Origin of the sequence: Blastococcus xanthinilyticus (assembly GCF_008124835.1) — a bacterium.
Taxonomy (GTDB): domain Bacteria; phylum Actinomycetota; class Actinomycetes; order Mycobacteriales; family Geodermatophilaceae; genus Blastococcus; species Blastococcus xanthinilyticus.
In genome coordinates, this window is the sequence record NZ_VNHW01000003.1 from 369650 (window position 1) to 394660 (window position 25011).

The following is a 25011-nucleotide window of genomic DNA, read 5'->3' on the forward strand; positions in this document are numbered from 1 at the left end:
CCCGCCCGTCGCCCACCCGCCGGCCCCGCATCAGGCGGCCCGCCCGCCACGGGGCAGCACTCCGGCGCCGACCGCGACGAGCGCGGCGAGGCACACGAGCACGGCCGCCTGGGCCGCCCCGGGAGCGGCGGCCGCACCCACCGCGACCACCAGCGGCGGCCCGAGCAGCTGCCCCACGCCGGAGCCCTGCGTGACCAGGCCGATGGCCGCGCCGGCCGAGCCGGTGCCCGCCGACACCGCGGCGAGGGCGGCGAAGAGGGCGGCGGGCACCAGCCCGGCGACGAACGAGAAGGCGATCGCCGACGCCACCCGCGCGGACACCGGGAGCGCCGGGTCCAGCACTCCCCACACGGTGCCCGCCATGCCGGCGCACCCGGTTCCGACCACCCACCGCAGCGGGGCGCCCCGGTGCAGGAGGTAGGCGCCCAGGACGTTGGCCGGCGCGTTCACCAGGAAGACCACGGCGCCCACCAGCCCGGCGGCCGCGACGGTCAGCCCTTCGCCGGCGACCAGGGCGGCCGGGAAGAGCCCGACCACGGCCAGGTACTGGGCGGCGTACAGCCCGAAGACGACGGCGATGACCACGACCGTCGGCGAGCGGAAGGCGCCGAGCAGCCCGCCGAGCGACGCCGGCCCGCGCACCGCGGTGGAGGGCACCCGGCGCAGGACCACCAGGAGGACGCCGGCGGCCAGGCAGGCATCGGCCACCGAGGCCCCCCGCCAGCCCACCAGCCCGATCGCGACCGGGACGAGCAGCGCCGCCAGGCCCGAGCCCACCGGCATGTAGGCCCCCCACGTGCCGGCGACCAGCCGCCGGTGCGCCGGGGTGGACACCTCGGCGAGCAGGGGCGGGGCCGCGAGGATGACCATCACCAGCCCGAGCCCCTCCCCCACCCGCGCGGCCAGCAGCCCCGGGAGGGTGTCGACCAGCGCCCCGCCCAGGTCGGCGACGACGATCGCGAGCAGCCCGAGCCGGATCTGGCGGCCGAAGCCCAGCGTCTGGCCGAGCCAGCCGAGCAGGACGCCGCCGAGGGCGCTCAGGGCGCTCACCGTCGAGAGGTACCAGGCGGCGGTGGTGGCGCTCAGCCCGAACTCGTCCTGGAGGACCGGCAGGGCGGCCGCCGCGCCGCCGATCTGGGCGGCGGCGACCACCCCGGCGCCCATGAGGGCGGCCACGGCGCCCCACGACGTCGCGCCGGGGAGGACCGGGGCCGGGGGGCGCGGGCCCGCGCCGACCGGCCGTCGCGCCATCGCCTGTGCTCCTCCCGTGGTCCGGACCGGGCCACTGTCACCGATCCGGACGCCGTCGTCGCCCCCGCAACGGCACATCGGCCGGTGAATACGTCAAATGACCGAGCCGGCTGGTCATCCGACGCACGCCGGGCGGCCGGAACGGCCGCCGCAAGGTGACGGATGGCCGTGTGCTGGGACACAGCCCCGGCTCTACGCTGCTTCCGACGTTGTGGCGCGGGCCACTGGCAAGGCACGCCACCGGGCCACGGGCCGGCTCCGCCGGTCCGCAGGAGTGACAACCGACGAGAACGGAAGAACATGACCGCCAAGAACCTGCAGGAGTTGCTCGACCAGACCGGCGACACCGTCGGGCTCCTCCGCAACTCCCAGCTCGGCGCCTACATCTACCCGGTGGTCCCCTCGGAGTTCACCAACTGGCGGCGTGAGCAGAAGGCGTGGCAGGAGACCGCCGTGCTGTTCGACCAGTCGCACCACATGTTCAACCTGTTCATGCGCGGCAAGGACGCGATCAAGCTGATCTCGGACACCGGCATCAACAGCGTGGCGAACTTCCCGGTGAACATGGCCAAGCAGTTCGTCCCCGTCACCCCGGCCGGCAACGTCATCGGCGACGGCATCCTCTTCCGCCTGGACGAGGAGGAGTACGTCTACGTCGGCCGCGCGCCGGGCGCCAACTGGCTCCAGTTCAAGGGCGAGACCGGCGGCTACGACGTCGAGATCCGCAACGACCCCCGGTCGCCCTCGCGCCCGTACGGCAAGGCCGTCACCCGCGACCTGTGGCGCTTCCAGATCCAGGGCCCGCGCGCCTGGGAGATCATCGAGAAGCTCAACGGCGGCACGGTCGAGCAGCTGAAGTTCTTCCGCATGGGCGAGATGACCATCGCCGGCGAGCGCGTGCGCACCCTGCGGCACGGCATGGCCGGCGCACCAGGCCTGGAGATCTGGGGCCCCTACGAGAGCTACGACCGGATCCGCGAGGCCATCCTCGAGGCCGGCCGCGAGTTCGGCATGGAGCCCGTGGGCTCCCGCGCCTACTCGACCAACACCCTCGAGTCCGGCTGGATCCCCTCCCCGCTCCCGGCCATCTACACCGGCGAGGAGATGCGCCCGTACCGCGAGTGGCTGGGCGCCGACAGCTACGAGGCCACCAACGCCATCGCCGGCAGCTTCGTCTCCGACGACATCGAGGACTACTACACCAACCCCTGGGAGCTGGGGTACGGCTCGTTCGTGAAGTTCGACCACGACTTCGTCGGCCGGGACGCCCTCGAGGCCCTCGACAAGGACTCCCAGCGCCGCAAGGTCACCCTGGAGTGGAACTCCGACGACCTGGCCACGCTGCTGGCCTCCCAGGTGCAGGGCGCCAAGTACCAGTTCTTCGACCTGCCCAACGCCAACTACGGGTCGTCGAACTTCGACCGGGTCATCGATGCGGACGGCACCGACCTCGGCGTGTCGATGTTCACCGGCATCTCGGCCAACGAGCAGAAGGGGCTCTCCCTGGCCACCGTCAGCCCCGACGTCCCGCACGGCGCCGAGGTCCGCGTGGTGTGGGGTGAGCCCGACGGCGGCAGCAAGAAGACCACGGTCGAGCCGCACGAGCAGTTCGAGGTCCGGGCCATCGTGAGCCCCGTCCCCTACGCCAAGATGGCGCGGGAGACCTACCAGGGCGGCTGGCGCACCGTCGGCAACGCCTGATCCACCCCGGCTGTGGCCGGACGCCGAGACCTCGGCGTCCGGCCACAGCCGTCTCCGCACCCGAAAGGTCGACCACCCATGTCCTCGGAATCCCCGGCCCTGTCATCGGAGAGCCCGGCCACGTCCTCGGAGAGCCTGGCCACGTCCTCGGAGAGCCTGGCCACGTCCTCGGAGAGCCTGGCCACGCCCTCGGAGAGCCTGGCCACAGCCCTCGCCCGCGCCGGTAGCCCGGCCGAGCTGCTCAGGAACCTCCCCTCCCCGCCGAGCACGTTCCCGGTGCGGCCGGAGTTCACCAACTGGCGCTCCGAGCAGCGCTCGTGGGTCGAGACCTGCGCCCTGCTCGACCAGTCGCACCACATGACCGACCTGTTCCTCTCCGGGCCGGACGCGCTGCGGCTGCTCGGCGACGTCGCCGTCAACAGCTTCGCCGGCTTCGGCGTCGGCAAGGCCAAGCAGTTCGTCGCCGTCGATCCCGACGGCTTCCTGATCGGTGACGCCATCCTCTTCCACCTCGAGGACGAGCTGTTCGACCTGGTCGGGCACCCGATGGTCATCGACTGGGTGACCTTCCACCTCGAGCGCGGCGGCTACCGGGCGACCGCGGAGCGCGACGACAACTCCGCCGTGCGCACGGCCGGGCCGCCGAGGCTCTACCGGTACGAGCTGCAGGGGCCGACCGCCGCCGCCCTCGTCGAGCAGGTGACCGGGGCGCCGCTCCCGGACGTGAAGTTCTTCAACATGGCGGAGTTCGGCATCGCCGGCCGCCGCGTCCGCGGCCTCCGGCACGGCATGGCCGGGCAGCCCGGCTTCGAGCTCTTCGGGCCGTGGGCGGACGGCGACGCCGTGCTGCAGGCGCTGCTCACCGCCGGTGCGGACCACGGGCTGGTCCGGGTCGGGGCCAAGGCGTACTCGACCGCCAACCTGGAGTCCGGGTGGGTGCCGGCGCCGATGGCCGCGCTCTTCTCCGACGACCCGCTCATGCAGGAGTACCGCGAGTGGCTCCCCGTCGCGAAGGTCGGCTCCATCGGCGGCAGCCACGACCCGGCCGACATCAGCGGCCACTACCTAACGCCGTTCGACATCGGGTACGGCAAGACCGTCCGCTTCGACCACGAGTTCATCGGCCGCGCCGCGCTCGAGCGGATGGCGGAGGCACCGCCGCGGACGAAGGTGACCCTCGTCTGGAACGCCGAGGACGTCGCCGCGGCCGTCGGATCGCTGTACCGGCCCGGCCCCGGGGCCAAGTACATCGAGATGCCCAAGGCCCGCTACGCCACCCACCACGAGGACAAGGTCCTCAAGGACGGGCGTCAGGTCGGGATCTCGCTGGACTGCGGCTACCTGGCCAACGAGCGGGTGATGGTCTCCCTGGCCACGGTCGAGAACGAGCACGCCGAGCCGGGCACCGAGGTGACCGTCGTGTGGGGCGAGCAGCCGGTGTCCGGCAAGCCGGCCGTCGAGGAGCACGTGCAGGTCGAGATCCGGGCCACCGTCGCACCCGTCCCGTTCGTGGACTTCGCCCGGGAGGGCTACCGCACCCGCTGACACCGCACCCGCTGACACCGCACCCGCTGACACCGCACCCGCTGACACCGCACCCGCTGACACCGCACCCGCTGACGCACGACGGGGCTCCCGGGACGAGCCGTCCCGGGAGCCCCGGCGCGAAGTCGACGGACGATCAGGCGGGCGCGCCCTGCCGGTTGTCGAAGAGCGCGACGCCCGCCGCGGTGTTGGACGCCGGCACGAAGTAGTGCGAGTGGATCCGCGCCACCTCGTCGTGCATCGCCCCCCGCATGATCAGCCACATGATCAGCTCGATGCCCTCGGAGCCGGCCTGCCGGATGAGCTCCTCGCGGCTCAGGCCGGCCAGCGCGGCGGGGTCGGTCTGGATCTTCTCCAGCCACATCCGGTCGAACTCGGGGTTGATGAAGCCGGCCCGGGCGCCCGCGAGCTGGTGGGACATGCCACCGGTCCCGAGGATGCCGACGGTGATGTCCTCCGGGTAGCCGGCGATCGCCCGGCCCAGGGCCTGCCCGAGGGCGTAGCAGCGGGCGGCGGTCGGCTGCGGGTACTGGATGACGTTGACCAGGATGGGCACGACCGGGCAGGGCCAGGCGTCGCCCGGGTCCGGCGTCCACACCGACAGGGGCACCGTCAGGCCGTGGTCGACCTCGAGCTCCTGGAAGACGGTGAGGTCGAAGCCCTCGTCGACCAGGCTCTCCAGCAGGTGCAGCGACAGGTCGGGGTGGCCGACGACGTCGGGCACCTGGCGGGGGCCGTACCCCTCGTCGGCGACGTCGTAGCGGTCGGCCGTCCCGATCCCGAACGTCGGGACGATGTCCAGGTCCAGGCCGTTGGCGTGGTCGTTGTAGACGACGATCGCGACGTCCGGCCGGTGCTCGGCCAGCCACGCCCGGGCCGGCGCGTAACCGTCGAAGAGGTCCTTCCAGTGCGGGGCCTCGGTCTTGCCGCGGTCCATCGCCGCACCGATCGAGGGCACGTGCGAGGTCGCCAGACCCCAGATCACCTCAGCCACGTCGACCACCCGACTTCAGCTCCGCGGCGAACTCCTCCTCGGTCATGCCGGTGAACACGCCCCCCAGGTACTGCATCGACCGGCCGTCCATCATGGCCAGCTTGTAGACGTAGAAGATGCTGCCGCCGAGGTCGATCATCGCCGTCCAGTCGCGGTCCAGCACGGCCTGCGTCTGCTCGGGGGCGAGGCCGAACTCCGCGCAGTAGCCGGCCTCGTCGGCGGAGAAGCGCTCGCGGTTGTCCGCCGACCGGAAGCTCATCAGCATCTTGTTCAGGCGCAGCCCGCGCCGGCTGGTCTGCCCGTCGAAGATCGGCGTGCCCGGCACGGTCAGCCGGCCGCCCGTCTCGTTCGTGCTCATCGGGGTTCCCTCGGTCGGCGTCAGGGGCGGGATCGTGGTCGGGATCGGCGTCGCGGTCGCCGTCACGACGTCCGCTCCTGCGGATGGGTGGCCAGGGCCTCCACGTGCACGTCCAGCCACGGCGCCATGGGCAGGGACATCAGGGCGTCGTGCAGCGCGGCGGGGTCCGCCGCCTCGTACAGACCGATGGTCGCGTTCCGGCCGGGCACCCGCCACAGGCGCTTCAGGACGCCCTCGGCGCGCAGCTCCATGGCGCGGGCCCGCTCGCCCGCCCGCAGCTCCTCCCGCCGCTCCGCCGGCGTGTCGGCGGGCAGCCGGTTCTCCGATCGGACGAGGAACTCCATCTCAGGCCTCTCCTGTCGTCGTGCCGGCCGGCGCCCGCTGCGCCAGCCGGTCCAGCAGCTCGGCCAGCTCGCCGGCCGCGGTGACCATGGCCTCGTGGCCGGTGTGCAGCTCGTGCACCGGCCACCCCCTCGCCCGCGCGCGGTCCGCCTGGGCGGCGAACACCCGCATCCAGTCGGTGCACTCGACGAAGGCCGCCGGGACGCCGTCGACCGCGCCGGTCAGCCGCAGCGGATCGGTGTAGGTCTTCCAGGGGTGCGGCGTGAGCTTCGGGGTCAGCCAGTCGACGTCGGCCTGCTCGGTCACCCCCAGCACCGAGAGCCGGCGCACCGGCACCAGCCAGCCGAAGCCCTGCTCCGCGGCCGACTCCGCCCAGTGGTGCTCCACCGTCTCCGGGAGCAGGTCGCGGGCCGCCTCGCCGTCGGCGCCCACGAACGCGTCGAGGTACACCCGCCGGGCGATCGCGCCCGGACGGCGGTCGGCGACGGCGGTCACGACCTGGCCGGCGTAGCTGTGCCCGACCAGGACGACGTCGGTGAGCCCCAGGACGTCGATCAGCCGGACGACGTCCTCGACGTGCGTGTCCAGCCCGACCATCGGGGAGAGCAGGTGGGCGCGCTCGGAGAGCCCGGTGAGCGTGGGGGCGTGCACCTCGTGCCCGGCCGCGCGCAGCGGCGCGGCGACCCGGTCCCAGCACCAGCCCCCGTGCCATGCCCCGTGCACGAGGACGAACGTGGTCATGCGCTGGCCTCCTCGGCGACTCGGGCGGACCGGACGGGTTGTCCACCCCACCGGCTCACGCTAGGCAGGACCCGGACGGACCGGATCGGACCGATGTCACGACGTGGCCACCGCCGCGACGCGGGGCGCCTACGTCATCCGTCGTGCCTCTCCCCCGCCGGGGGTGGGCGGTGTCAGAGGTCCGTGGTCAGAGGTCAGAGGTCGAGGACCAGCCGCGGCGTGCGCCCGCGGGACACGCAGATCATCATCGTCTCCCCGCACGCGCGCTCGTCGGCGGACAGGACGTCGTCCAGGTGGTCCGGCTCGCCCTCGAACACGCGGGTCTCGCATGCCCCGCAGCGGCCGTCGGCGCAGGCGGCGGGCACCTCCAGCCCCGCCCGGCGCACCGCCTCGAGGATCGAGGTCCCCGGCCGGACGAGGAGGTGGACGGCGGCGGCGGCGCACTCGACCCGGAGCGTGCCGGCGTCTGCTCCGGGGTGCCGAGCGGCGGTCACGCGGTCCTCCTCCGTCGTCCGGCCGGGCCGCGGGAGGCAGGGCCCCGGCGACCGGCCGCCGTCCACGCTAGGCCCGGCGGAACTCCGGCGTATCGCCCGGTTGACGGAGCCGGCCGATGCCCCTGTCGCGCGGCGGGAGCGACAAATGACGCGAGGAGGGCGCGGCGCCGCAGCGGGCCGGGCCGTCACCGGGGCTGGACGAGCCCTTCCTTGACCGCCAGCAGGGCCGCCTGCGTCCGCGAGCTGAGCCCCATCTTGGTGAGCAGGTGGCTGACGTGCGTGCGCGCCGTCCGCTCGCTGATGACGAGATGCCGGGCGATGTCCTTGTTGGAGCGGCCCTCCGCGATGAGGATCAGCACCTCCTTCTCGCGGGCGGTCAGCACGCCGAGCCCCGTCCGCGGCGCCCGCATCTCCTGCGTCAGCCGGCGGGTGACCGCGGCGTCGAGGAAGACCTCGTCGCGGACGGCCGCGCGGAGGGCGGCATCGACCTCCGCGGGCCGGGCGTCCTTGAGCAGGTAGCCCGAGGCGCCGCTCTCCAGTGCCGCGTGCACCCGCTCGGTCTCCCCGAAGCTGGTCAGGATGACCACCTTCAGCTGCGGGAAGCGGCGGAGCACCTCGCCGGTCGCGGTCACCCCGTCCATGCCGGGCATCTGGAGGTCCATCAGCACGACGTCGGGGAGCTCGCCGTGCGCGGCGGCCCGGGCCAGCACGTCCAGCGCCTCCTGCCCGTCACCGGCCTCGCCGGCCACGTCGACGTCCTCCAGCGCCTCGAGGTAGGCGACCACGCCGCGGCGCACCACCGCGTGGTCGTCGACGACGAGCACCCGGATCGGGTCCGGTCCGGTCACGGGGCTCCCTCCGCGCCGGACGCCGGCTGCACGGACAGGGAGGTGGGCAGCGGCAGGGTCAGCCGCACGCTCGTGCCTCCGGTGGCCGGCCGGCGGACCCGGACGCTGCCGCCCCAGCGCGCCGCGCGCTCCCGCATGACGGTCATGCCGAACCCGCTGGACGCGGAGCCGTCACCGGCGGCGGGGGTGCTCGCCGAGCCCATGCCGCAGCCGTCGTCGGTGACCTCGGCGACCAGCCGGCGGCGGCGGCCGTGGGACACCACCGCGAGCCGGGCGCGGATCGCCGCCGGACCGGCGTGCTTGACGCTGTTGTGCAGGGCCTCGGCGACGACGCGGTAGACGTCCTCGAGGAGGTCGGCGTCGAGCGCGGTCATCTCCGCACCCGGGTCGTCGATCTCCAGCGACACCTCCAGGCCGGTCCGGGCCGCCGTCGTGTCCACCAGCGACCGCAGGGCCGACGCCAGCCCGGCCGCCGTCGTCGCCGCCGGGCGCAGCTCGACCACCATCCCGCGGAGGTCGGCCAGCACGTCCTCGGCGCTGGTGCTGAGGTCGTCGGCGACCTGCGCCACCTTCTCGGGGCCGGGCGGCAGCCCGCGGGCGACCAGCACGCCCAGCGACCGCGCCTGCATCATCATCGAGAAGACCTGCTGCACCACCGAGTCGTGCAGGTCGCGGGCCAGCTTCTGCCGCTCCTCGCGCCGGGCGACGTCCCGCTCCCGCTCCATGAGGGCCGCGTGGTCCACGGCCATCGCGGCCTGCTCGGCCATCGCCAGGAGGAACTCCAGCTCGGTGTCGCCCACGACCTGACCGGGGGCGAAGAACGCGTTGAGGATGCCGACCGGCTCGCCGCGGGCCAGCAGCGGCACGCTCACGAACCAGTCCCACCGCGGGTGCCGCATGACCTCGTGCAGCGGGCGCCACGTCGGATCCTGCATCACCGCCTCGTACCGGTTGGGCGCGACGAGCGGCTGCCGGCTCTCCAGGGCCTCGAGCATCATGAGGCGGGCGCCCAGCGCCCGGCACTCCATCAGCCCCTCGAAGAAGGGCACCTCGCGGCCGAAGCCCGCCACGCCCATGACGTGCAGCCGGTCGCCCGAGGAGTTGACGGTCAGGACCTGGGCCCCGGCGAGGGCATCGGTGCGCGCGACCTCCTGGGCCAGCGCCTCCAGGGTGCCGACCAGCGAGCGCTTGGACGCGACGTTGGAGGCCGCCTTGGCGATCGCGGCCAGGCGGCGCTCGCGCAGCCGGCTGAGCGTCACGTCGCGGAAGGAGACGATCCACCGCCGCTGCCCGGGAACCGGCGCGACGACGTAGGCGAACTCGCACCGCTGGCCCGGCAGCCGCTCCCAGGCCACGGTCAGCTCGCCCGGCCGCGTGGCCGGCGCGTCGTCGTCGGGCACGGGGAACGGGGACCGGACGCCGACCAGGCGGTCCGGGTCCACCCCGCACAGGGCGACGGCGGCGGGGTTGGCGTCGACGAACCGGGCGTCGGCGTCGATGACGGCGAGCCCGTCGGGCGCGTGCTCCAGCACCTGCTCCGGCGAGGTGCGGGGAACCCCGGCCGTGCCGACGGCCGCTCGCGCTGCTCTCGTCACCCGCATCCCTCCCCTGCTCCCGCCGCGGAACCGCCGTTCCCAGGCACTGCACAGATGCTGACACGTCGCGGGTGCCCGGCGTGCGGCGGACGGACGGCCCCACCCGTCCGGGCGGCCCCGGTGCCCGACCGGAGGCCCGCCTCCCGGCCCGACCGCGACGATTGACGTAGGCCCGGCCGCCGATCCGGCGTTCCGGGTGCCGCCATATCTCCGTCTCCCCCGACGGGTGTCCCAGGTCACGATCGACGTGCCGGGGCAGGTATGCCCGACGAGCCCCTCCGGGTACCCGTCGGAGCATGCCGACGACGGCCGCCGCGGGACCCCGCGGCGGACCCACGCAGAGGGAGACACCAGGTGAAGCGAGCGCTGACCGTCCGCGACACGGCCACCCGCGCCTCGCTGAGGCGGACGTTCGAGGACCTCGGCTACGAGGTGATCCCCTTCAAGAAGACCCAGGAGCAGGTCCTCGCGCACGTGCCGAAGGACGTGCGGCTCACCGTCACCGCGTCCCCGGCCAAGGGGCAGGACGCCACGATCGACCTCACCGTCGCGCTGGCCGGCCACGGGTACGCCGTGGCTCCGCACCTGTCGGCCCAGCAGGTCCGGGACCGCGGCCACCTGGCCGACATCGTGGCGCGCTGCCGGGAGGCCGGGATCTCCGACGTCTTCGTCGTGGGCGGTGACCCCGCGGAGACGCCCACCGAGTTCCAGGACGCCCACGCCCTCCTCGTCGCCCTGCACGAGCTCGACCACGGGTTCACCGAGATCGGCATCGGCGGCCACCCGGAGGGGCACCCGGCCGTCTCCGAGGACGTGCTCTTCCAGGCACTGAAGGACAAGGCGGCCCTGGCCACCCACATCAAGACCCAGATCGTCTTCGACCCTGCCGTGATCCTGCGCTGGGCCCGCGAGCTCGCCCGGCGCGGGATCGAGCTGCCGGTGCACGTGGGCGTCCCGGGCGCGGTGCACCGGCAGAAGCTGCTGCGGGTCTCCGGCGGGCTGGGCATCGGCGAGTCGGCCAAGTTCCTGAAGAAGCAGCAGACCCTCCTCTGGCGGTTCTTCGTGCCCGGCGGCTACAGCCCTGACAAGATCATCAAGGGTCTGGCCCCGCACATCGGCAAGCCGGACAACCACCTCGAGGGCTTCCACGTGTTCACGTTCAACGACCTGGCCCCCACCGAGGCGTGGCGGCAGAAGATGCTCACCGACCTCGCCTGAGGTCCCGCGCGTCCCCGAGGGCCGGCACAGGGGCCGGCCCTCCTTCCGACCGGAGGAACATGACGACCACCCGGCCCCGCACCCCCCGGCCCGACCGGTGACCGCCCGCATCATCGACGGCACCGCCGTCGCGAAGAAGGTCCGCGACGAGGTCGCCCTGGGCGTGGAGCGGCTGGTCGCCGCCGGCGGGGCCGCCCCCGGCCTGGCGACGGTCCTCATCGGGGAGGACCCGGCCTCGGAGGTCTACGTCCGCAACAAGCGGCGGCTCAGCGCCGCGGCCGGGATGCAGGACCTGCACCGCCACCTGCCCGGGGACGTCGACCAGGAGACCGCCGCCGCGCTCGTCGACGAGCTGGCCGCCGACCCGGCGGTCTCGGGCATCCTGCTGCAGCTGCCCACGCCCGGGCACCTCGACTCCGACGCGCTGCTCGCCCGCATCCCGGCGGAGAAGGACGTCGACGGGCTGACCGTCCTCAACGCCGGCCGGCTCGCCCAGGGCCGCGCCGCGCTCCGGCCCTGCACGCCGGCCGGCGTGATGACGCTGCTCGAGGAGTACGACGTCCCGCTGTCGGGCGCCGAGGCCGTCGTCGTCGGCCGCTCGGTGCTGGTCGGCAAGCCGATGGCCCAGCTGCTGCTCGGCGCGAACGCGACCGTGACGATGGCGCACTCCCGCACCCGCGACCTCGCCGAGGTCTGCCGGCGCGCTGACGTGCTCGTCGTCGCCGCGGGCATCCCCGGGCTGGTCGGCGCCGACGGGATCAAGCCCGGCGCCACCGTCATCGACGTCGGCATCCACCGCGGCGAGGACGGGCTGCACGGCGACGTGGACTTCGACGCGGTGGCCGAGGTGGCGGGCGCGATCACGCCGGTGCCCGGCGGGGTCGGGCCGATGACGATCGCGATGCTGCTGGCCAACACCCTCACCGCGGCCCGGGTGCAGCAGGGCATCGAGGGCTGATGAGCGGGCCGTGGGCGCGCTTCGACGACCTCCGGTCGGGCACGGCCCTGCGCTGCCCACCGCCGTCGCGGGTCCTGGTCGCGACGCGGCCGGACGAGGTCGCCGGCGTGCTCCAGCAGGTCCACGACGCCACGGACGCCGGGAGCTGGGCGTTCGGGTACGTGGCCTACGAGGCGGCCGCCGGCCTGGATCCGCGGCTGCCGGGCCGCCCCGCAGGGCCCGGGGAGCCCCCGCTGGTGTGGTTCGGGCTCTGCGACGAGCCCCGGCCGGTCCCGCCGGTCGGGCCGCCGGACGCGGCGGCGCCGCCCGCCGGGCCCGGCACGGCGGACTGGACGGCGGACTGGACCGACGCCGAGCACGCCGCCGCGGTGGCCACGGTCCGGGAGCACATCGCCGCCGGTGAGACCTACCAGTGCAACCTCACCGACCGGCTGCGCGCGACGGTCGGCGGGGACCTCGAGCAGCTCTACGCCCGTCTGGCGCTGGCCCAGCGCGGCGCCCACAACGCCTACCTGGACCTCGGCCGGCACGTCGTCGCCAGCGCCAGCCCCGAGCTGTTCTTCGAGTGGGCCGGCGACGTCGTCCGCACCCGGCCGATGAAGGGCACCGCCCCGCGCGGGCGGAGCACCGCCGAGGACCGGGAGCACAGCCGCCGCCTGCGGTCCAGCAGCAAGGAGCAGGCGGAGAACCTCATGATCGTCGACCTGCTCCGCAACGACCTGGGCAAGATCGCCGAGCTCGGCAGCGTGGCCGTGGACGAGCTGTTCACCCTGGAGCGCTACCCCACGGTCTGGCAGCTGACCTCGCAGGTGAGCGCCCGGGTGCCGGCCGGCACCGGCCTGCTGGACCTGTTCCGGGCGCTGTTCCCGTGCGGCTCGGTCACCGGCGCCCCCAAGCAGCGCACCATGCGGCTGATCGACGAGCTCGAGCCGACCCCGCGGGGCGTCTACTGCGGCGCGGTCGGGCTGGTCGCGCCGCCGTCGGCGCCGTTCCGGGCCCGGTTCAACGTCGCCATCCGGACCGTCGTGGCCGACCGGGGCACCGGGCAGGCCGTGTACGGGGCCGGCGGCGGCATCACCTGGGGGTCCGACGCCGCGCGGGAGCGCGCAGAGCTGCGGGCCAAGGCCGCCGTCCTCGCGCTCGACGTCACCGAGCACCGGCTGCTGGAGACCGTCGCGCTGCTTCCCGGCCAGGGGCTGCGCAACCTCGACCGGCACCTCGCCCGGCTGGCCGACTCCGCCGGCTGGGCCGGCTACCGGGTCGAGCCCGCCGAGGTCCTGGCCGCGGTGCGGGACGCCGTCGCCGGGCGCCCCGGCCCGGCCCGGGTGCGGATCCTGCTCGCCCGCGACGGGCAGGTGGAGGTGGAGCTGTCGGCCCTCCCGCCGGTGCCGGCCGGGCCGGTGCGGCTGGCGCTGGACGACGACCCCGTCGACGCCGGGGACCCCTGGCTCCAGCACAAGAGCACCCGGCGCGACGTCTACCTGAACCGGGCGCTGCGGCACCCCGAGGCCGACGACGTCGTGCTGGTCAACCAGCGCGGCGAGCTGACCGAGACCACCATCGCGAACCTCGCCGTCCGGCTGGCCGGCCGGTGGTGGACCCCGCCCACGACGTCGGGCTGCCTGCCCGGCGTCGAGCGGGGCCGGCTGCTGGACGCCGGCCGGCTGCGCGAGCGCGTCCTGACCGCCGCCGACCTGCACGCTGCCGAGGAGGTCGCGGTGGTGAGCTCGCTGCGCGGATGGCGCACCGCCCGGCTGGTGCGCGGTGACGTGGCGGCCGGCGCCCCGGTGGGCGCCCCGTGAGCGGGACGGCGCCGGACCGCGACGAGCTGGACGGCCAGTCGATCGGCGACTTCCTCGGCCAGCTCTCCGCGCGCGTGGCGGCCCCGGGCGCGGGCGCCACGGCGGCCGTCGAGGCGGCCCTGGCAGCCTCCCTGGTCGCGATGGTCGGCCGGTTCAGCACCGCCGACGAGCACGCCGACCTCGTGGCGGAGATCGTGGCGGCCGCCGACGCCCAGCGCGACGCCTGCCTCCAGGCCGCCGCCGACGACGAGGCGGCGTTCCGGGCCGTCGCCGACGCGATGAAGCTGCCGCACGACACCGACCAGGAGACCGACGAGCGGCAGGAGCGGCTCTCCCGGGCCCAGCTGGCGGCGACCCGGCCGCCGCTGGCGGTGCTGCGGATCGCCGCCGAGCTCGTGTCGCTGGCCGAGCGGGTGCTGCCGGTGGCCAACCGGAACCTGGTCAGCGACGTCGCCGCGGCGACCGCCGCGGCCCGCGCCGCCGCCACCACCGCCCGGCTGTCCGTGGAGGCCAACCTCCCCGGCATCGACGACGACGCGGCGCGCGCCGGCCTGGCCGCCGAGGTGGCCGCGGTCGAGGAGCTGGCGCGGCGCGCCGAGAGGGTGGAGGCCGCGGTGCGCGAGCTGATGCGGCGATGACGGTGCCGCGGCCGCGGGCCGGGGCTCCGGCCGGGATCGCCCGCCCCGGCCGGTGCGTAGTCATGGGGATCCTGAACGTCACGCCGGACTCGTTCTCCGACGGCGGGCGGCACGACTCGGTCGAGGCGGCGGTCGGGCACGGGCTGGCGATGGCCGCCGCGGGCGCCGACTACGTCGACGTCGGCGGCGAGTCGACCCGCCCGGGCGCGCAGCGGGTCGACGCCGGGACCGAGTGCCGCCGCGTGCTGCCCGTGGTCGCCGCGCTCTCCCGGCTGGGCATCCCGGTGAGCGTCGACACCACCCGGGCGCGGGTGGCGGCCGCGGCGCTCCAGGCCGGCGCGGTCATGGTCAACGACGTCAGCGGCGGGCTCGCCGACCCCGACATGGCGCGGGTCGTCGGCGAGGCCGGGGTGCCCTGGGTGCTCATGCACTGGCGGGGACACAGCCGCGACATGGCCGCCGCCGCCGTGTACGACGACGTGGTGGCCGACGTCCGCCGCGAGCTGTGCGCCCGGATCGACGCCGCCCTGGCGGCCGGGATCTCCCCCGACCGGCTCGTCCTCGACCCCGGGCTCGGCTTCGCCAAGCGGCCCGAGCACGACCTCGCGCTCCTCGCCGGCCTGCCGGCGCTCACCGGGCTCGGCCTGCCGGTCCTCGTGGGCGCCTCCCGCAAGCGCTTCCTGGGCGCCGTGCTCGCCGACGGGGCCGGGGAACCGCGGCCGGCCGGCTCCCGGGAGAGCGCCACCGTGGCCACCACCGTGCTCGCCGCCCGGGCCGGCGCCTGGGGCGTGCGGGTGCACGACGTGCCCGGCAACGCCGACGCGGTCCGCGTGGTCGCCGCGGTCGATCCGGCAGCGGTGCCGCGCAGGGAGGCGGTCCCCCAGCTGACCCGCGGCTGAGAACCTCGCGCTGCGGCGCGGAAGCGGGATGCCACCCGGCACCCCGGGAACGACGGAACCCACAGAACGACGGAACCCACAGAGAGGTGGCGGTCCACATGACCGACATGGTGAGCACCACGGCTCCGGTGACGACGGGGCTCTACATCGGCGGGGAGGCCCGGTCGACCGCGGACGTCCTGGACGTCGTCGACCCGGCGCGGCCCGGCGTCGTCGTCGGGCACGCCGCCGCGGCGACGAGGGAGGACGTGGCCGCGGCCGTCGCGGCGGCCAAGGACGCCTACCCGGCGTGGTCGGCCATGCCGGCGACCGAGCGGGCGGCCGCGATGGCCGCCGCCATCGAGGGCATCGCCGACGACCGCGACGAGGACGCGCGGATCCTCGCGCTGGAGAACGGCAAGATCCGGATGGAGTCCTGGGTCGACGCCCTCGTCTTCGAGATCCGGTGGCAGCTGGCGCTGTCCCACGCCGAGGAGGTGGACCAGGCCACGGTGCTGCCGCCAGCGCCAGGGATCCCGGTCGAGACCACGGTCGGCTACCAGCCGCTGGGCGTCGTGAGCATCATCGTGCCCTTCAACTGGCCGATCGCGATCCTCGGCGCCGCGCTCCCCCACGCCCTGCTGGCCGGGAACACGGCGGTCGTGAAGCCGCCGCCCACCACCCCGCTGGCGATCACCCGCCTGGTGCAGCGCGTCGCCGAGAAGCTGCCCCCCGGCGTGCTCAACATCGTGACCGGCGTGGACACCGAGATGGGCTCGCTGATCGACAACCCCGACGTCGCCAAGGTCTGCTTCACCGGCAGCGTGAACGGCGGCAAGCGGATGATGGAGATGGCCTCCCGCAGCCTCACCCGCGTCACCCTCGAGCTGGGCGGCAACGACCCGGCGATCATCCGGGCCGACGCCGTCCTCGACGACGCGCACCTGGACCGGCTGTACGCCGGCATCTACGACACCACCGGCCAGATCTGCATGGCCGCCAAGCGGATCTACGTGCACCGCTCCCGCCTGGACGAGGTGGTGGCCGGGCTGTCCGCCCGGCTGGAGAAGGTCGTCCTCGGCCACGCCCTGGCCGAGGACACCACGATGGGGCCGCTGCACCAGTCGGCGCAGAAAGCGTTCGTCACGGAGATCATCGAGGAGGCGCGGGACTCGGGCGCCACGGTGCTGGAGTTCGGCGAGCTGCCCGGTGGGGAGCTCGCCGACGGCAACTTCGTGCGCCCGGCCATCGTGGTGGACCCCGACCCGGCGCTGCGGGTGGTCACCCAGGAGCAGTTCGGGCCGGTCATCCCGGTGATCCCCTACGACGACGACGCCGAGGCGGTGCGGCTGGCGAACGACACCTGGGGCGGGCTGTGCGGCTCGGTCTGGACGGCGGACACCGATGCCGCCAACCAGCTGGGGGCCCAGCTCGCGGTCGGCTACGTCTGGGTCAACGACCACGGCGCCACCCGGCTGGACCTGCGGGCGCCGTTCGGCGGCATGAAGCAGTCCGGAATGGGCCGTGAGCAGGGCATCGCGGGCATCCGGGCCTTCCAGGACACCCGCTCGATCGCGCACCTGGTCCCGGGGGCGGGCGAGGGCTCGCACTGACCTGCGCCGGGGGCCGGCGGGGTGCTCCCCCGCCGGCCCTCAGCGGCCGGGCGGCGGCAGGGCCTGCCAGCCGCCGGACGGGGTGACCACCGCGGTCACGGGGCGGTCGTGCACCTCGGCGGGCAGCTCGTCGACCCGCTCGTCGTCGAAGACGAGCGTGACGAGCACGGCGTCGGGCCGGGCGTGCACCAGCGCCCGGTCGTAGTAGCCCCCACCCCGGCCCAGCCGGATCCCGGCGCGGTCCACCGCCAGCGCCGGCACGACCACGGCGTCGGCCTGCCCGATCGCCTCGGGACCGAGCCGCGGGCCGGTGGGGTGGGAGAGCCCGTACCGGCCGGGCTCCAGCCCGCCGGTGAACAGGCCCCAGTCCATGACCCGCCCCCGGTCGGGCACGACCGGCAGCAGCACCCGGGCCCCGAGCGCGGCGTAGCCGCCGGGCAGCCGGCCGGTGCCCGGCTCGTCGGCGTCCGGGACGAAGGCGGCCAGCGTGCCGACGCCGGCCAGGCCCTCGAGCAGCGCCGTGGCCACCGCATCGGCGGCGGCGACCCGCTCGCCGGCCGGGCGGGCGCGCCGCCGGGCGAGCAGCCGCGCGCGCAGCTCGACCTTCGCGAGGACCGGATCGGGCTCGACCATCCCGGCAGCATAGAGACCGTGCTCCGGGTGGGCCCTGGTCTCAGGCCCTCGGGTGCACGCCTCCCCGCCGGGCTCCCCAGGTGACCAGCAGCCCGGCCGCGACCGCGCCCCCGGCGTTGAGCAGCGCATCCAGCGGCGACACGACCCGGCCGACGGAGAGCACCAGCTGGAGCAGCTCGATGCCCGCCCCCGCGGCGAGCGCCGCGGCCGTCAGCCGGGCGGGGCGCCGCAGCGGTAGCCACAGCAGGACCGCCAGCGCGGCCGGAACCACGAGCAGACCCGCGTTGCCCACCAGCTGCAGCACGGTGGCCGTGGAGTCCAGCCCGGTCGCGTACCAGCGCAGCTCGGCGGCCGGCGAGGCCCACGCCCAGCCGCGCCCCTCGGGGGTGAGCGTCACCGCGGCCACCGCGGCGAGGGCCGCGGTCAGCAGGACGGCAAGGGCAGCTCGGGCCGACGGCGGGGACGAGGTTCCCGGCGTCCGCGCTCCCGGGCGGCCGGGCAGCCGGACGGCGGGCGGAGTCATGGCCCGGGCCGGCGGTGCGTGCCCGGGAGCAGCCCGGCCGGCGGGCCGAGCACCTGACCGGCGTCGAGGGCCCGGGCCTCCCCGCGCCCGACCACGACGACCTCCGCCCCCGCTCCGGCGCCGGCGACGTCGGCCAGCAGCTGCGCCCACCGCCGCACGTGCCGGCGCATCCGGCGCCGCGGGAGGGTGCGGCCGCGGGCAACCTGCCCTCCGACCGCGGCGGCGGGCGGCGCATCGATCAGCACCACCCGCACCCGCCGGCCCGCGCGGGTGGCGGCGCGCAGCACCGCCGCCCGCCACCGCCGGCTGGTCCACGGGTCGGTGAGCACGACCAGCCGGGCTCCGCCGGCGACCGTGCGCAGGACCCGCACCCGGTGCCGGACGTGCACCAGCGGGCGGAGCAGCCGGTAGAGCGGGCCGGTCCTCCCCAGCCGCCCGGCCACCTGCTCGGAGTCCAGCGGGGCGACCCCCGGGCGGAGGATCCGGCGGAGCAGCGTGGTCTTCCCACTGCCCGGCAGCCCGCCGATCACCACCAGGACCGGGCCGCGGCCGGCCCGTCCGGCCGGCGACCGGTGGGGGCTCGCGAGTGCGGTCATGGGCTTCTCCTCGGGTCGGGACCCGACGGTGCCCGGTGAACCTCCGGGCGGCCCGTGCGCGGCCTGGGAGATCGCTGGGAACCGCGCGGCTCGCGGCTCAGGAGCCGCCGGCCGGCCAGGACAGCAGGCGCCCGCGCGACCAGCAGCGGCCCAGGACCTCCGCGCGCGGCGCCCCGCCATCGAGCACCGTCAGCCCGATGAGGCTGTGCCCGGACGCCCGGCGGTCGCCGAGCGTCGGCACCTCCGGCGCCACCCCGACGCCCTCCACCGACACCCACGCCACGGGCCGGCCGGCCGCCGCCCCGCGGAGGCGGTCCAGGAAGCGCTGCCGGTGCCCGGGCGTGAGCTGCGACAGCGCCCACGTGGTGGTGACGACGGGCAGGGCGTCCGCGGGCACCCGCGCGACGGCGTCGGGCAGCAGCTCCACCGGGTCCCCACGCAGCAGCACCGGCGGGGCGGCGGCCGTCAGCGCCAGCTCGGCGTCCAGCCGGACCCGCCGCTCCCGCGCCTCCGGCGCCAGGCAGGCCCGCAGCCACCGGGCGCCGTCGGCGACGGTGACGTCCACCCGATCGCGGTCGATCCCGACCCGCGCTGCCACCCGCGGCATGGCCGTCGCCGGGACCGGCCGGTCCCCCACGACCCCCGCCGACAGCTGCACGGGCGACGACGGGTCGCCCAGCGACCGCCCGTCCCCGTAGGTGATCCCGACCCGGTCGGCCTGGAGGCCGAACCCGGCCGCGCAGAGCAGGTCGACGAGCCCGACGGCGTCCGCGCCGGCCCGGCGCGCCGCCTCGGCGACGGCCGGGTGCAGGACGGCGCAGCGCTGGGGATCGTCGGTGCGCACCCGGCGGCCGGCGGCGAGGGCGAGGACGCCGTCCGGCTGCCGCAGCAGCACGTCGACCGCCGCGGCGGCGGCCGCGTCGACGTCCCCGGCGGCGTAGGCGGCGGCGAGCGCGGGAGCGCGGCCGGCGAGCGCGAGGTCGTGCAGGGCGGCGAGCACCACCGCCGGCTGCCGCGCGCGGACCGGTGCCGACTCGAGCGCGCGCAGCGCAGCGACGGACTTCCCGACGGCGACCGCGACCGCGCCCTGCAGCGCGGACGCCCTGGCCGCCTGACGCCCCCCCTCTCTCCGGTACCGCTCCGCGAGCGGGGTCGGGTGCGGCACCTTCGGGACGTTAACCGGACACGGTGCGGAGGAACGCGGACGGCGCCGTCCCGCGACGGGGACGGCGCCGCCCGGAGCCGGCGGGGGCGGTCAGTCGCCGGAGTCGTCGGCCCCCTCGCGGTCGCCGCGGGGGCCGCCGCGGCCGTGCGGGCCGACGGCGTCGCGGCTCACCCGTTCGGTGATCCGCTCCTCGAGGTCGGCGAGCCGCTCGTCGGCCTGCTCCTGGGTCAGCTCGCCGTCCGCGACGGCCTCCGCGATCCGCTCCTCCCGGTCCTGCACGAGGGCGTCGACCAGCGCGCCGACCGCCACGCCCTGCTGCTCGGCGACGTCGGCCAGCGAGGTGCCGTCGGACTCCAGCGCGGTGCGCAGCTCGTCCTCGGTCAGGTCCAGCGCCGTGGCCGCGACCGACAGGCCGAACCGGCCGCCGCCGTGGCCGCCGGGCCCGCCGTGGCCGCCGTGGCCGCCCTCACCCGACTCGGCCAGGGTGGCGGCGACCTCGCCGGCCTGCTCGTCGGTGAGCGAGCCGTCCTCGACCAGGCCCGCGAGGGCATCGCGGATCCGGTCCTCGCGGGGAGCCGACGGGCTGGCGTCCTCGTCGGCGAGCGCGGGGACCGCAACGGCCAGGCCGCCGCCCAGGGCGAGCGCCCCGGCGGTCGTGGCGATGATCAGCTTCGTGCGCACGGGATCTCTCCTCGATCCGGGCCGGCTGCTCCGGCCGCTCGCCGCTGAGCGTGCGGAGGCTGCCTGTGACGCGGCTGTGCGCAGCCCCCGCGGCCGGCTGTGAGTTCGACGGCCCCCGGCGGAGGCAGGGACGCGCGCGCGGTCAGCCCGCCCGCGGACCTGTCGCGATCGTCCCGGCCTGGTGGAGGTCCGCGATCCGCTCGTCGGTGAGGCCGAGCAGCTTCCCGAGCACCGTGGCCGTGTGCTCGCCCGGCTCCGGTCCCGGGCGGTGCACGGCCCCGGGCGTCGAGGACAGGTGCGGAACGATGCCCGGCGTCGCGACGTCCGGTTCAGGCACTCGTCGGGGACGCGGATCAGCGTTCCGTTCTCCCACGCCGACTCGTCGTCGAAGAGATCTGCGACGGAGTTCACCGCGCCGACGGCGACCTCGGCCTCCCGGAGCGCCCGGTACAGGTCGTCGAAGCTGCGGCCGGCGAGCTCGCGTCCGATGATGCCCTCCAGCTCCTCCCGGTGGCGGACGCGGTCGGCGTTGGTCCGGTAGCGCGGGGTGTCCAGGAGGTCCTGCCGCCGGAGCACGGCGCGTAGCCGGGTCCACATGCTCGGCGTGCTGGCCGGCAGGACGATCCAGCGGTCGTCCTTCGTGCGGTAGATGCCGTTGGGCGCGATGTCGTTCTGGTTGCCGCGCCTCGCCGGGGGGATGCCGGTGCCCTCGTAGCCGACGATCAGGCCTTCGCGCGCGGACCACCCCGGAACTGCTCCGGGAGCACCTCTCCCCGCTGGTCGCCGAGTGGTGGCTGCCCGACGAGCTCGTCTTCGTCGGCTCCATGCCGAAGACCGGCACCGGCAAGCTGCCGAAGGCCGCGCTGCGCGAGTCGCTCCCGACCGCCTGACGCCCGGCCGGGCGGGCGGGACCCGGTTCACCGCCGGCGCCCCTGCCGTCCCCGGCGGGTTGCCCGTCCGGGAATGCGATCAGGGGCCGTGCCCGGATTCCTCCGAGTACGGCCCCTGATGCCGATGCGTGCCACTGTCGGGCTGACAGGATTTGAACCTGCGACCCCTTGACCCCCAGTCAAGTGCGCTACCAAGCTGCGCTACAGCCCGCGTGCCACCGCCTGCCGGGGAGACCCTGGTCGCGCGATGACCGCCCCGGAAGGTTACCGCACGGCCACCGGGGCCCGTGACGGTGGTCAGCCGCGCTTCCCGTCCTTGTCCCGACCCTCGCGCACCTTCACCGAGACCTCGATCGGCGTGCCCTGGAAGCCCCACTGCTCGCGCAGCTTGCGCTGCAGGAACCTGCGGTAACCGGCCTCCAGGAAGCCGGTCGAGAAGACCACGAACCGCGGCGGCCGGACGTCGGCCTGCGTGACGTACTTGATCTTCGGCGCGCGCCCACCCCGGGCCGGCGGCGGCGTCTCCTGCACCAGCGCCCGCACGAAGGTGTTCAGCTCGGCGGTCGGCACGCGGGTCTCCCACGAGGCGATCGCGGCCCGCAGGTGGTCGGCCAGCTTGCCCACGCCCCGGCCCGTGGACGCCGAGATGTTGACCCGCGTCGCCCACTTCACGTGCGCGAGGTCGCGGTCGATCTCCCGCTCGAGCTGGTGGTGGCGGTCCTCGTCGAGGGTGTCCCACTTGTTGAACGCCAGCACCAGGGCGCGGCCGGACTCGACGACCTGGGTGATGACGCGCTGGTCCTGCTCGCTGATCACCTCGTCGGCGGCGAGCAGGACGACGCAGACCTCGGCGGCCTGGATCGCCGCCTCCGTGCGCAGGCTGGCGTAGTACTCCATCCCGCTGGCGGTGTTGACCTTGCGGCGCAGCCCCGCGGTGTCGACGAACCGCCACTCCTCGCCGCCGAGGGAGACGATCGAGTCCACCGGGTCCACGGTGGTGCCGGCGACGGAGTCGACGACCGAGCGCTCCTCCTTGGCCAGCCGGTTGATGAGGCTGGACTTGCCGACGTTCGGCCGGCCGACGAGGGCCACCCGGCGGGGGCCACCCTCCTCGTCCTGCTCGCGCGGGGCATCCGGCATCGCGTCGAGGACGAGGTCGAGCAGGTCACCGCTGGCCCGCCCGTGCAGGGCGCTGACCGCGTGCGGCTCCCCCACACCGAGGCTCCACAGCTCGGCGGCGTTGGCCTCGCTGCGCTCGTCGTCGACCTTGTTCGCGACCAGGATCACCGGCCGGTCGCTGCGCCGGAGCACCCGCGCGGCGGCCAGGTCGGTCTCGGTGGCGCCCACCTGGCTGTCGACGACGAAGACGATGACGTCGGCGCTCTTCATCGCGTACTCGGCCTGCCGGGTGATCGACGCACCCAGGCCGGCGGCCTTGGGGTCCCAGCCACCGGTGTCGACCACGGTGAAGCGCTTGCCGTTCCACAGCGCCTCGTAGGCGATCCGGTCGCGGGTCACGCCCGGGGTGTCCTGGACGACGGCGGCGCGCCGGCCCAGGAACCGGTTGACCAGCGTCGACTTGCCGACGTTCGGCCGGCCGACGATGGCGACGACGGGCAGCGGCCCCGTGCTCTCCTCGGTCATGCCCGCTCCCCCACGCTCACGGCCTCGCGGGCCAGGGTGACCACCCGGGCCACCACGCCCTGCTGGTCCAGCTCGGTGCTGTCGACGACGATCGCGTCGGCCGCCGGTCGCAGCGGGCTGTCGGCCCGGCTGCTGTCGAACTCGTCGCGCCGGCGCAGGTCCGCGGCCAGCTCGGCGATCTCCGCCGGGGCGGAGAGACCCAGCTGCGCGGCCCGCCGCTGGGCGCGGGCCTCGGGTGCGGCGGTCAGGTAGATCTTCACGGTCGCGTCGGGCAGCACGACGGTGCCGATGTCGCGACCCTCCACGACGACCGCGTCGGCCCCGGCCACCAGCGCCCGCTGCTGGTCGACCAACTGCCGGCGCACGGCGGGGACCGCCGAGACGGCCGAGACCGCCCGGGTGACCTCGGCGCCGCGGATGCGCTCGGCCACGTCGACGCCGTCCACCAGCACCGTCTCGGTGGCGGCGTCGGTGCCCACCTCTATGCGTGCCGCGGCGACCACCCGGGCCACCGCCTCGGCGTCGGCCGGGTCGGCCCCGGCGGTCAGCACCGCGACGGTGGCCGCCCGGTACATCGCGCCGGTGTCGAGGTAGGCGGCCCCCAGGCGGGCGGCGACGCCGCGCGCCACGCTGGACTTGCCGGTGCCCGACGGGCCGTCGAGGGTCACCTGGCCGCGGAAGCCGCTCACTGGGCGATGTCCCGGCGCAGCGCGACGGCGCCCCGCAGGTAGACGTGCTTGATCTCGGCCCGCTCCCTCGTCGTCTCCGCGTGGGCCATGAGGCGCAGCACCCGCGGCAGCGCGTGCGGCACCGCGATCTCGCTGGCGCACATCAGCGGCACGTCCCCCAGCCCCAGCTCCCGCGCGGCCAGCGCGGGGAACTCCGACACCAGGTCGGGCGTGGCCGTGAACAGGATGCTGATCAGGTCGTCGGCGGCCAGGCCGTTGCGCTCCATGACCGTGCTGACCAGCTCCCGCGTCGCCTCGAGCACCTCGTCCCGGTCGTCGGCCTCGACCTGCGTCGCGCCCCGGATGGCTCGGACGGCCATGCACTCTCCTCCATCGGTGTCGGCACGCGGATCGCCGCATGCCTGTGCCGAGTCTAGGGAGCGCCCGCCACCGCTCCCGCGGGAGTTCCCGCCCGGCGGCCCGCGTCCGGGCCGCCGGGCGGAGCGAGGGCCCCCGGCTCAGGCGGCCAGGCGCTCGCCGGTGCCGGGGTCGAACAGGTGGAGCGAGCCCGGCCGCGGCGCGACGTGGACGGTGCTGCCGGGGGCCGGCGGGCGCCGGCCGTCGACCCGCACCGTGACCAGGTGCTCACCGTCACCGGCCCGGGTGCGGCCGTACAGGAAGGCGTCGGCGCCGAGCTCCTCGACGACGTCGACCTCCACCGGCAGCCCGTGCTCTGCGACTTCCAGGTCCTCCGGGCGGACCCCCAGCAGCACCGAGGAGCCGGGCAGCCGGCCGAGCACGGCGCGCTCCAGCGGCTGGACGGCGTCACCGAGGACGACGCCGCCGTCCACCACTGGCACGGTGAGCTGGTTCATGGCCGGGGAGCCGATGAAACCGGCGACGAAGGCGTTGGCGGGCCGGTCGTAGAGCTCGCGGGGCGTGCCGACCTGCTGGAGGAGGCCGTCCTTCAGGACGGCGACCCGGTCGCCCATGGTCATGGCCTCGACCTGGTCGTGGGTGACGTAGACGGTCGTGATGCCCAGCCGGCGCTGCAGGGAGGCGATCTGGGTGCGGGTCTGCACGCGCAGCTTGGCGTCGAGGTTGGACAGCGGCTCGTCCATCAGGAACACCTGCGGCTGGCGCACGATCGCCCGCCCCATCGCCACCCGCTGCCGCTGCCCACCCGACAACGCCTTGGGCTTGCGGTCCAGGTACGGCTCCAGGTCCAGGATCTT

General features: G+C 75.4%; 26 protein-coding genes, 1 tRNA gene and 1 pseudogene. 8 read left to right on the forward strand and 20 right to left on the reverse strand.

The features are described from left to right. Nucleotides 1-30: 30 nt before the first annotated feature. Nucleotides 31-1251, reverse strand: a complete 1221-nt coding sequence (locus BD833_RS07000; RefSeq protein ID WP_166532382.1) for an MFS transporter — start codon at nucleotides 1249-1251, stop codon at nucleotides 31-33. Between the two features lie 300 nt (nucleotides 1252-1551). Here BD833_RS07000 and ligM point away from each other — a divergent pair, with 300 nt between their 5' ends. After that, nucleotides 1552-2952 (forward strand): vanillate/3-O-methylgallate O-demethylase, encoded by a 1401-nt coding sequence (ligM, locus tag BD833_RS07005; protein WP_166532383.1) that lies wholly within the window; start codon nucleotides 1552-1554, stop codon nucleotides 2950-2952. 78 nt (nucleotides 2953-3030) lie between these two features. After that, the gene (locus BD833_RS07010; protein ID WP_166532384.1) at nucleotides 3031-4497 is read left to right on the forward strand and encodes an aminomethyltransferase family protein; all 1467 of its coding nucleotides are present in this window, start codon (nucleotides 3031-3033) and stop codon (nucleotides 4495-4497) included. Nucleotides 4498-4633: 136 nt separating this feature from the next. On the opposite strand, the gene BD833_RS07015 is transcribed toward BD833_RS07010, so the two are convergent. From BD833_RS07015 to BD833_RS07045, 7 genes are all read right to left on the reverse strand, one after another. Beyond that, nucleotides 4634-5491, reverse strand: coding sequence for a class III extradiol dioxygenase subunit beta (locus BD833_RS07015; protein ID WP_166532385.1), 858 nt, complete (start codon nucleotides 5489-5491; stop codon nucleotides 4634-4636). Next, complete coding sequence (gene ligA, locus BD833_RS07020; RefSeq protein WP_166532386.1) at nucleotides 5484-5849, reverse strand: protocatechuate 4,5-dioxygenase subunit alpha; 366 nt, start codon at nucleotides 5847-5849, stop codon at nucleotides 5484-5486. The genes BD833_RS07015 and ligA overlap by 8 nt, the downstream gene beginning before the upstream one ends. A gap of 62 nt (nucleotides 5850-5911) precedes the next feature. Beyond that, a complete protein-coding gene (locus BD833_RS07025; RefSeq protein WP_166532387.1) occupies nucleotides 5912-6193 on the reverse strand; it encodes a muconolactone Delta-isomerase family protein in 282 nt (93 codons plus the stop codon). A 1-nt stretch (nucleotide 6194) separates the two neighbouring features. Continuing rightward, nucleotides 6195-6932 (reverse strand): alpha/beta fold hydrolase, encoded by a 738-nt coding sequence (locus tag BD833_RS07030; protein ID WP_166532388.1) that lies wholly within the window; start codon nucleotides 6930-6932, stop codon nucleotides 6195-6197. Nucleotides 6933-7126: 194 nt separating this feature from the next. After that, nucleotides 7127-7426, reverse strand: coding sequence for a 2Fe-2S iron-sulfur cluster-binding protein (locus BD833_RS07035; RefSeq protein ID WP_208092390.1), 300 nt, complete (start codon nucleotides 7424-7426; stop codon nucleotides 7127-7129). A gap of 185 nt (nucleotides 7427-7611) precedes the next feature. Beyond that, nucleotides 7612-8274, reverse strand: coding sequence for a response regulator (locus BD833_RS07040; RefSeq protein ID WP_166532389.1), 663 nt, complete (start codon nucleotides 8272-8274; stop codon nucleotides 7612-7614). Then, nucleotides 8271-9869: a sensor histidine kinase gene (locus tag BD833_RS07045; protein ID WP_166532390.1), complete on the reverse strand. Its 1599-nt coding sequence runs from the start codon at nucleotides 9867-9869 to the stop codon at nucleotides 8271-8273. Before BD833_RS07045 ends, BD833_RS07040 begins: the two co-directional genes overlap by 4 nt. A gap of 354 nt (nucleotides 9870-10223) precedes the next feature. Between BD833_RS07045 and BD833_RS07050 the strand changes: the two genes are divergently transcribed. The 6 genes from BD833_RS07050 (at nucleotide 10224) to BD833_RS07075 (ending at nucleotide 16976) form a co-directional block, all read left to right on the forward strand. Continuing rightward, nucleotides 10224-11087: a methylenetetrahydrofolate reductase gene (locus tag BD833_RS07050; protein WP_166532391.1), complete on the forward strand. Its 864-nt coding sequence runs from the start codon at nucleotides 10224-10226 to the stop codon at nucleotides 11085-11087. 97 nt (nucleotides 11088-11184) lie between these two features. Continuing rightward, nucleotides 11185-12045, forward strand: a complete 861-nt coding sequence (folD, locus tag BD833_RS07055) for a bifunctional methylenetetrahydrofolate dehydrogenase/methenyltetrahydrofolate cyclohydrolase FolD (protein WP_166532392.1) — start codon at nucleotides 11185-11187, stop codon at nucleotides 12043-12045. Further along, entirely contained in the window at nucleotides 12045-13847 is a 1803-nt protein-coding gene (gene pabB, locus BD833_RS07060; RefSeq protein ID WP_166532393.1) for an aminodeoxychorismate synthase component I, read from the forward strand. The genes folD and pabB overlap by 1 nt, the downstream gene beginning before the upstream one ends. Beyond that, nucleotides 13844-14485 carry a cyclodeaminase/cyclohydrolase family protein gene (locus tag BD833_RS07065; protein ID WP_243737500.1) on the forward strand — a complete coding sequence of 214 codons (642 nt, stop codon included), beginning with the start codon at nucleotides 13844-13846 and terminating at the stop codon, nucleotides 14483-14485. The genes pabB and BD833_RS07065 overlap by 4 nt, the downstream gene beginning before the upstream one ends. 62 nt (nucleotides 14486-14547) lie before the next feature. Continuing rightward, on the forward strand, nucleotides 14548-15384 hold the full coding sequence (gene folP / locus BD833_RS07070) for a dihydropteroate synthase (protein WP_208092391.1): 837 nt from the start codon (nucleotides 14548-14550) through the stop codon (nucleotides 15382-15384). Nucleotides 15385-15482: 98 nt separating this feature from the next. Next, entirely contained in the window at nucleotides 15483-16976 is a 1494-nt protein-coding gene (locus BD833_RS07075) for an aldehyde dehydrogenase family protein (protein WP_166532395.1), read from the forward strand. A 39-nt stretch (nucleotides 16977-17015) separates the two neighbouring features. Here the strand turns inward: BD833_RS07075 and BD833_RS07080 are convergent, their stop codons facing one another. From BD833_RS07080 to BD833_RS07125, 12 genes and pseudogenes are all read right to left on the reverse strand, one after another. After that, nucleotides 17016-17609, reverse strand: coding sequence for a 5-formyltetrahydrofolate cyclo-ligase (locus tag BD833_RS07080; RefSeq protein WP_166532396.1), 594 nt, complete (start codon nucleotides 17607-17609; stop codon nucleotides 17016-17018). Between the two features lie 40 nt (nucleotides 17610-17649). Continuing rightward, nucleotides 17650-18132, reverse strand: a complete 483-nt coding sequence (locus BD833_RS07085; protein WP_166532397.1) for a VanZ family protein — start codon at nucleotides 18130-18132, stop codon at nucleotides 17650-17652. Beyond that, nucleotides 18129-18728, reverse strand: coding sequence for an AAA family ATPase (locus BD833_RS07090; RefSeq protein ID WP_166532398.1), 600 nt, complete (start codon nucleotides 18726-18728; stop codon nucleotides 18129-18131). The genes BD833_RS07085 and BD833_RS07090 overlap by 4 nt, the downstream gene beginning before the upstream one ends. Nucleotides 18729-18825: 97 nt before the next feature. Continuing rightward, nucleotides 18826-19893 carry a DUF2332 domain-containing protein gene (locus BD833_RS07095; RefSeq protein ID WP_166532399.1) on the reverse strand — a complete coding sequence of 356 codons (1068 nt, stop codon included), beginning with the start codon at nucleotides 19891-19893 and terminating at the stop codon, nucleotides 18826-18828. Between the two features lie 90 nt (nucleotides 19894-19983). Further along, the gene (locus tag BD833_RS22905) at nucleotides 19984-20574 is read right to left on the reverse strand and encodes a hypothetical protein (RefSeq protein ID WP_243737501.1); all 591 of its coding nucleotides are present in this window, start codon (nucleotides 20572-20574) and stop codon (nucleotides 19984-19986) included. A 142-nt stretch (nucleotides 20575-20716) separates the two neighbouring features. Beyond that, nucleotides 20717-20911 carry a hypothetical protein gene (locus BD833_RS22910; protein ID WP_243737502.1) on the reverse strand — a complete coding sequence of 65 codons (195 nt, stop codon included), beginning with the start codon at nucleotides 20909-20911 and terminating at the stop codon, nucleotides 20717-20719. Between the two features lie 56 nt (nucleotides 20912-20967). Continuing rightward, a pseudogene (locus tag BD833_RS23460) lies at nucleotides 20968-21495 on the reverse strand (CoA transferase); the annotation flags it as partial. Nucleotides 21496-21601: 106 nt separating this feature from the next. Continuing rightward, nucleotides 21602-21675: transfer RNA gene (locus BD833_RS07105), tRNA-Pro, on the reverse strand. A gap of 86 nt (nucleotides 21676-21761) precedes the next feature. Continuing rightward, nucleotides 21762-23108 carry a ribosome biogenesis GTPase Der gene (gene der, locus BD833_RS07110; RefSeq protein WP_166532401.1) on the reverse strand — a complete coding sequence of 449 codons (1347 nt, stop codon included), beginning with the start codon at nucleotides 23106-23108 and terminating at the stop codon, nucleotides 21762-21764. Then, nucleotides 23105-23797, reverse strand: coding sequence for a (d)CMP kinase (cmk, locus tag BD833_RS07115; RefSeq protein ID WP_166532402.1), 693 nt, complete (start codon nucleotides 23795-23797; stop codon nucleotides 23105-23107). Before cmk ends, der begins: the two co-directional genes overlap by 4 nt. Next, on the reverse strand, nucleotides 23794-24156 hold the full coding sequence (aroH, locus tag BD833_RS07120) for a chorismate mutase (protein ID WP_166532403.1): 363 nt from the start codon (nucleotides 24154-24156) through the stop codon (nucleotides 23794-23796). Before aroH ends, cmk begins: the two co-directional genes overlap by 4 nt. A 138-nt stretch (nucleotides 24157-24294) precedes the next feature. Next, on the reverse strand, nucleotides 24295-25011 hold a 717-nt coding region (locus BD833_RS07125), incomplete at its 5' end, for an ABC transporter ATP-binding protein (RefSeq protein WP_166532404.1).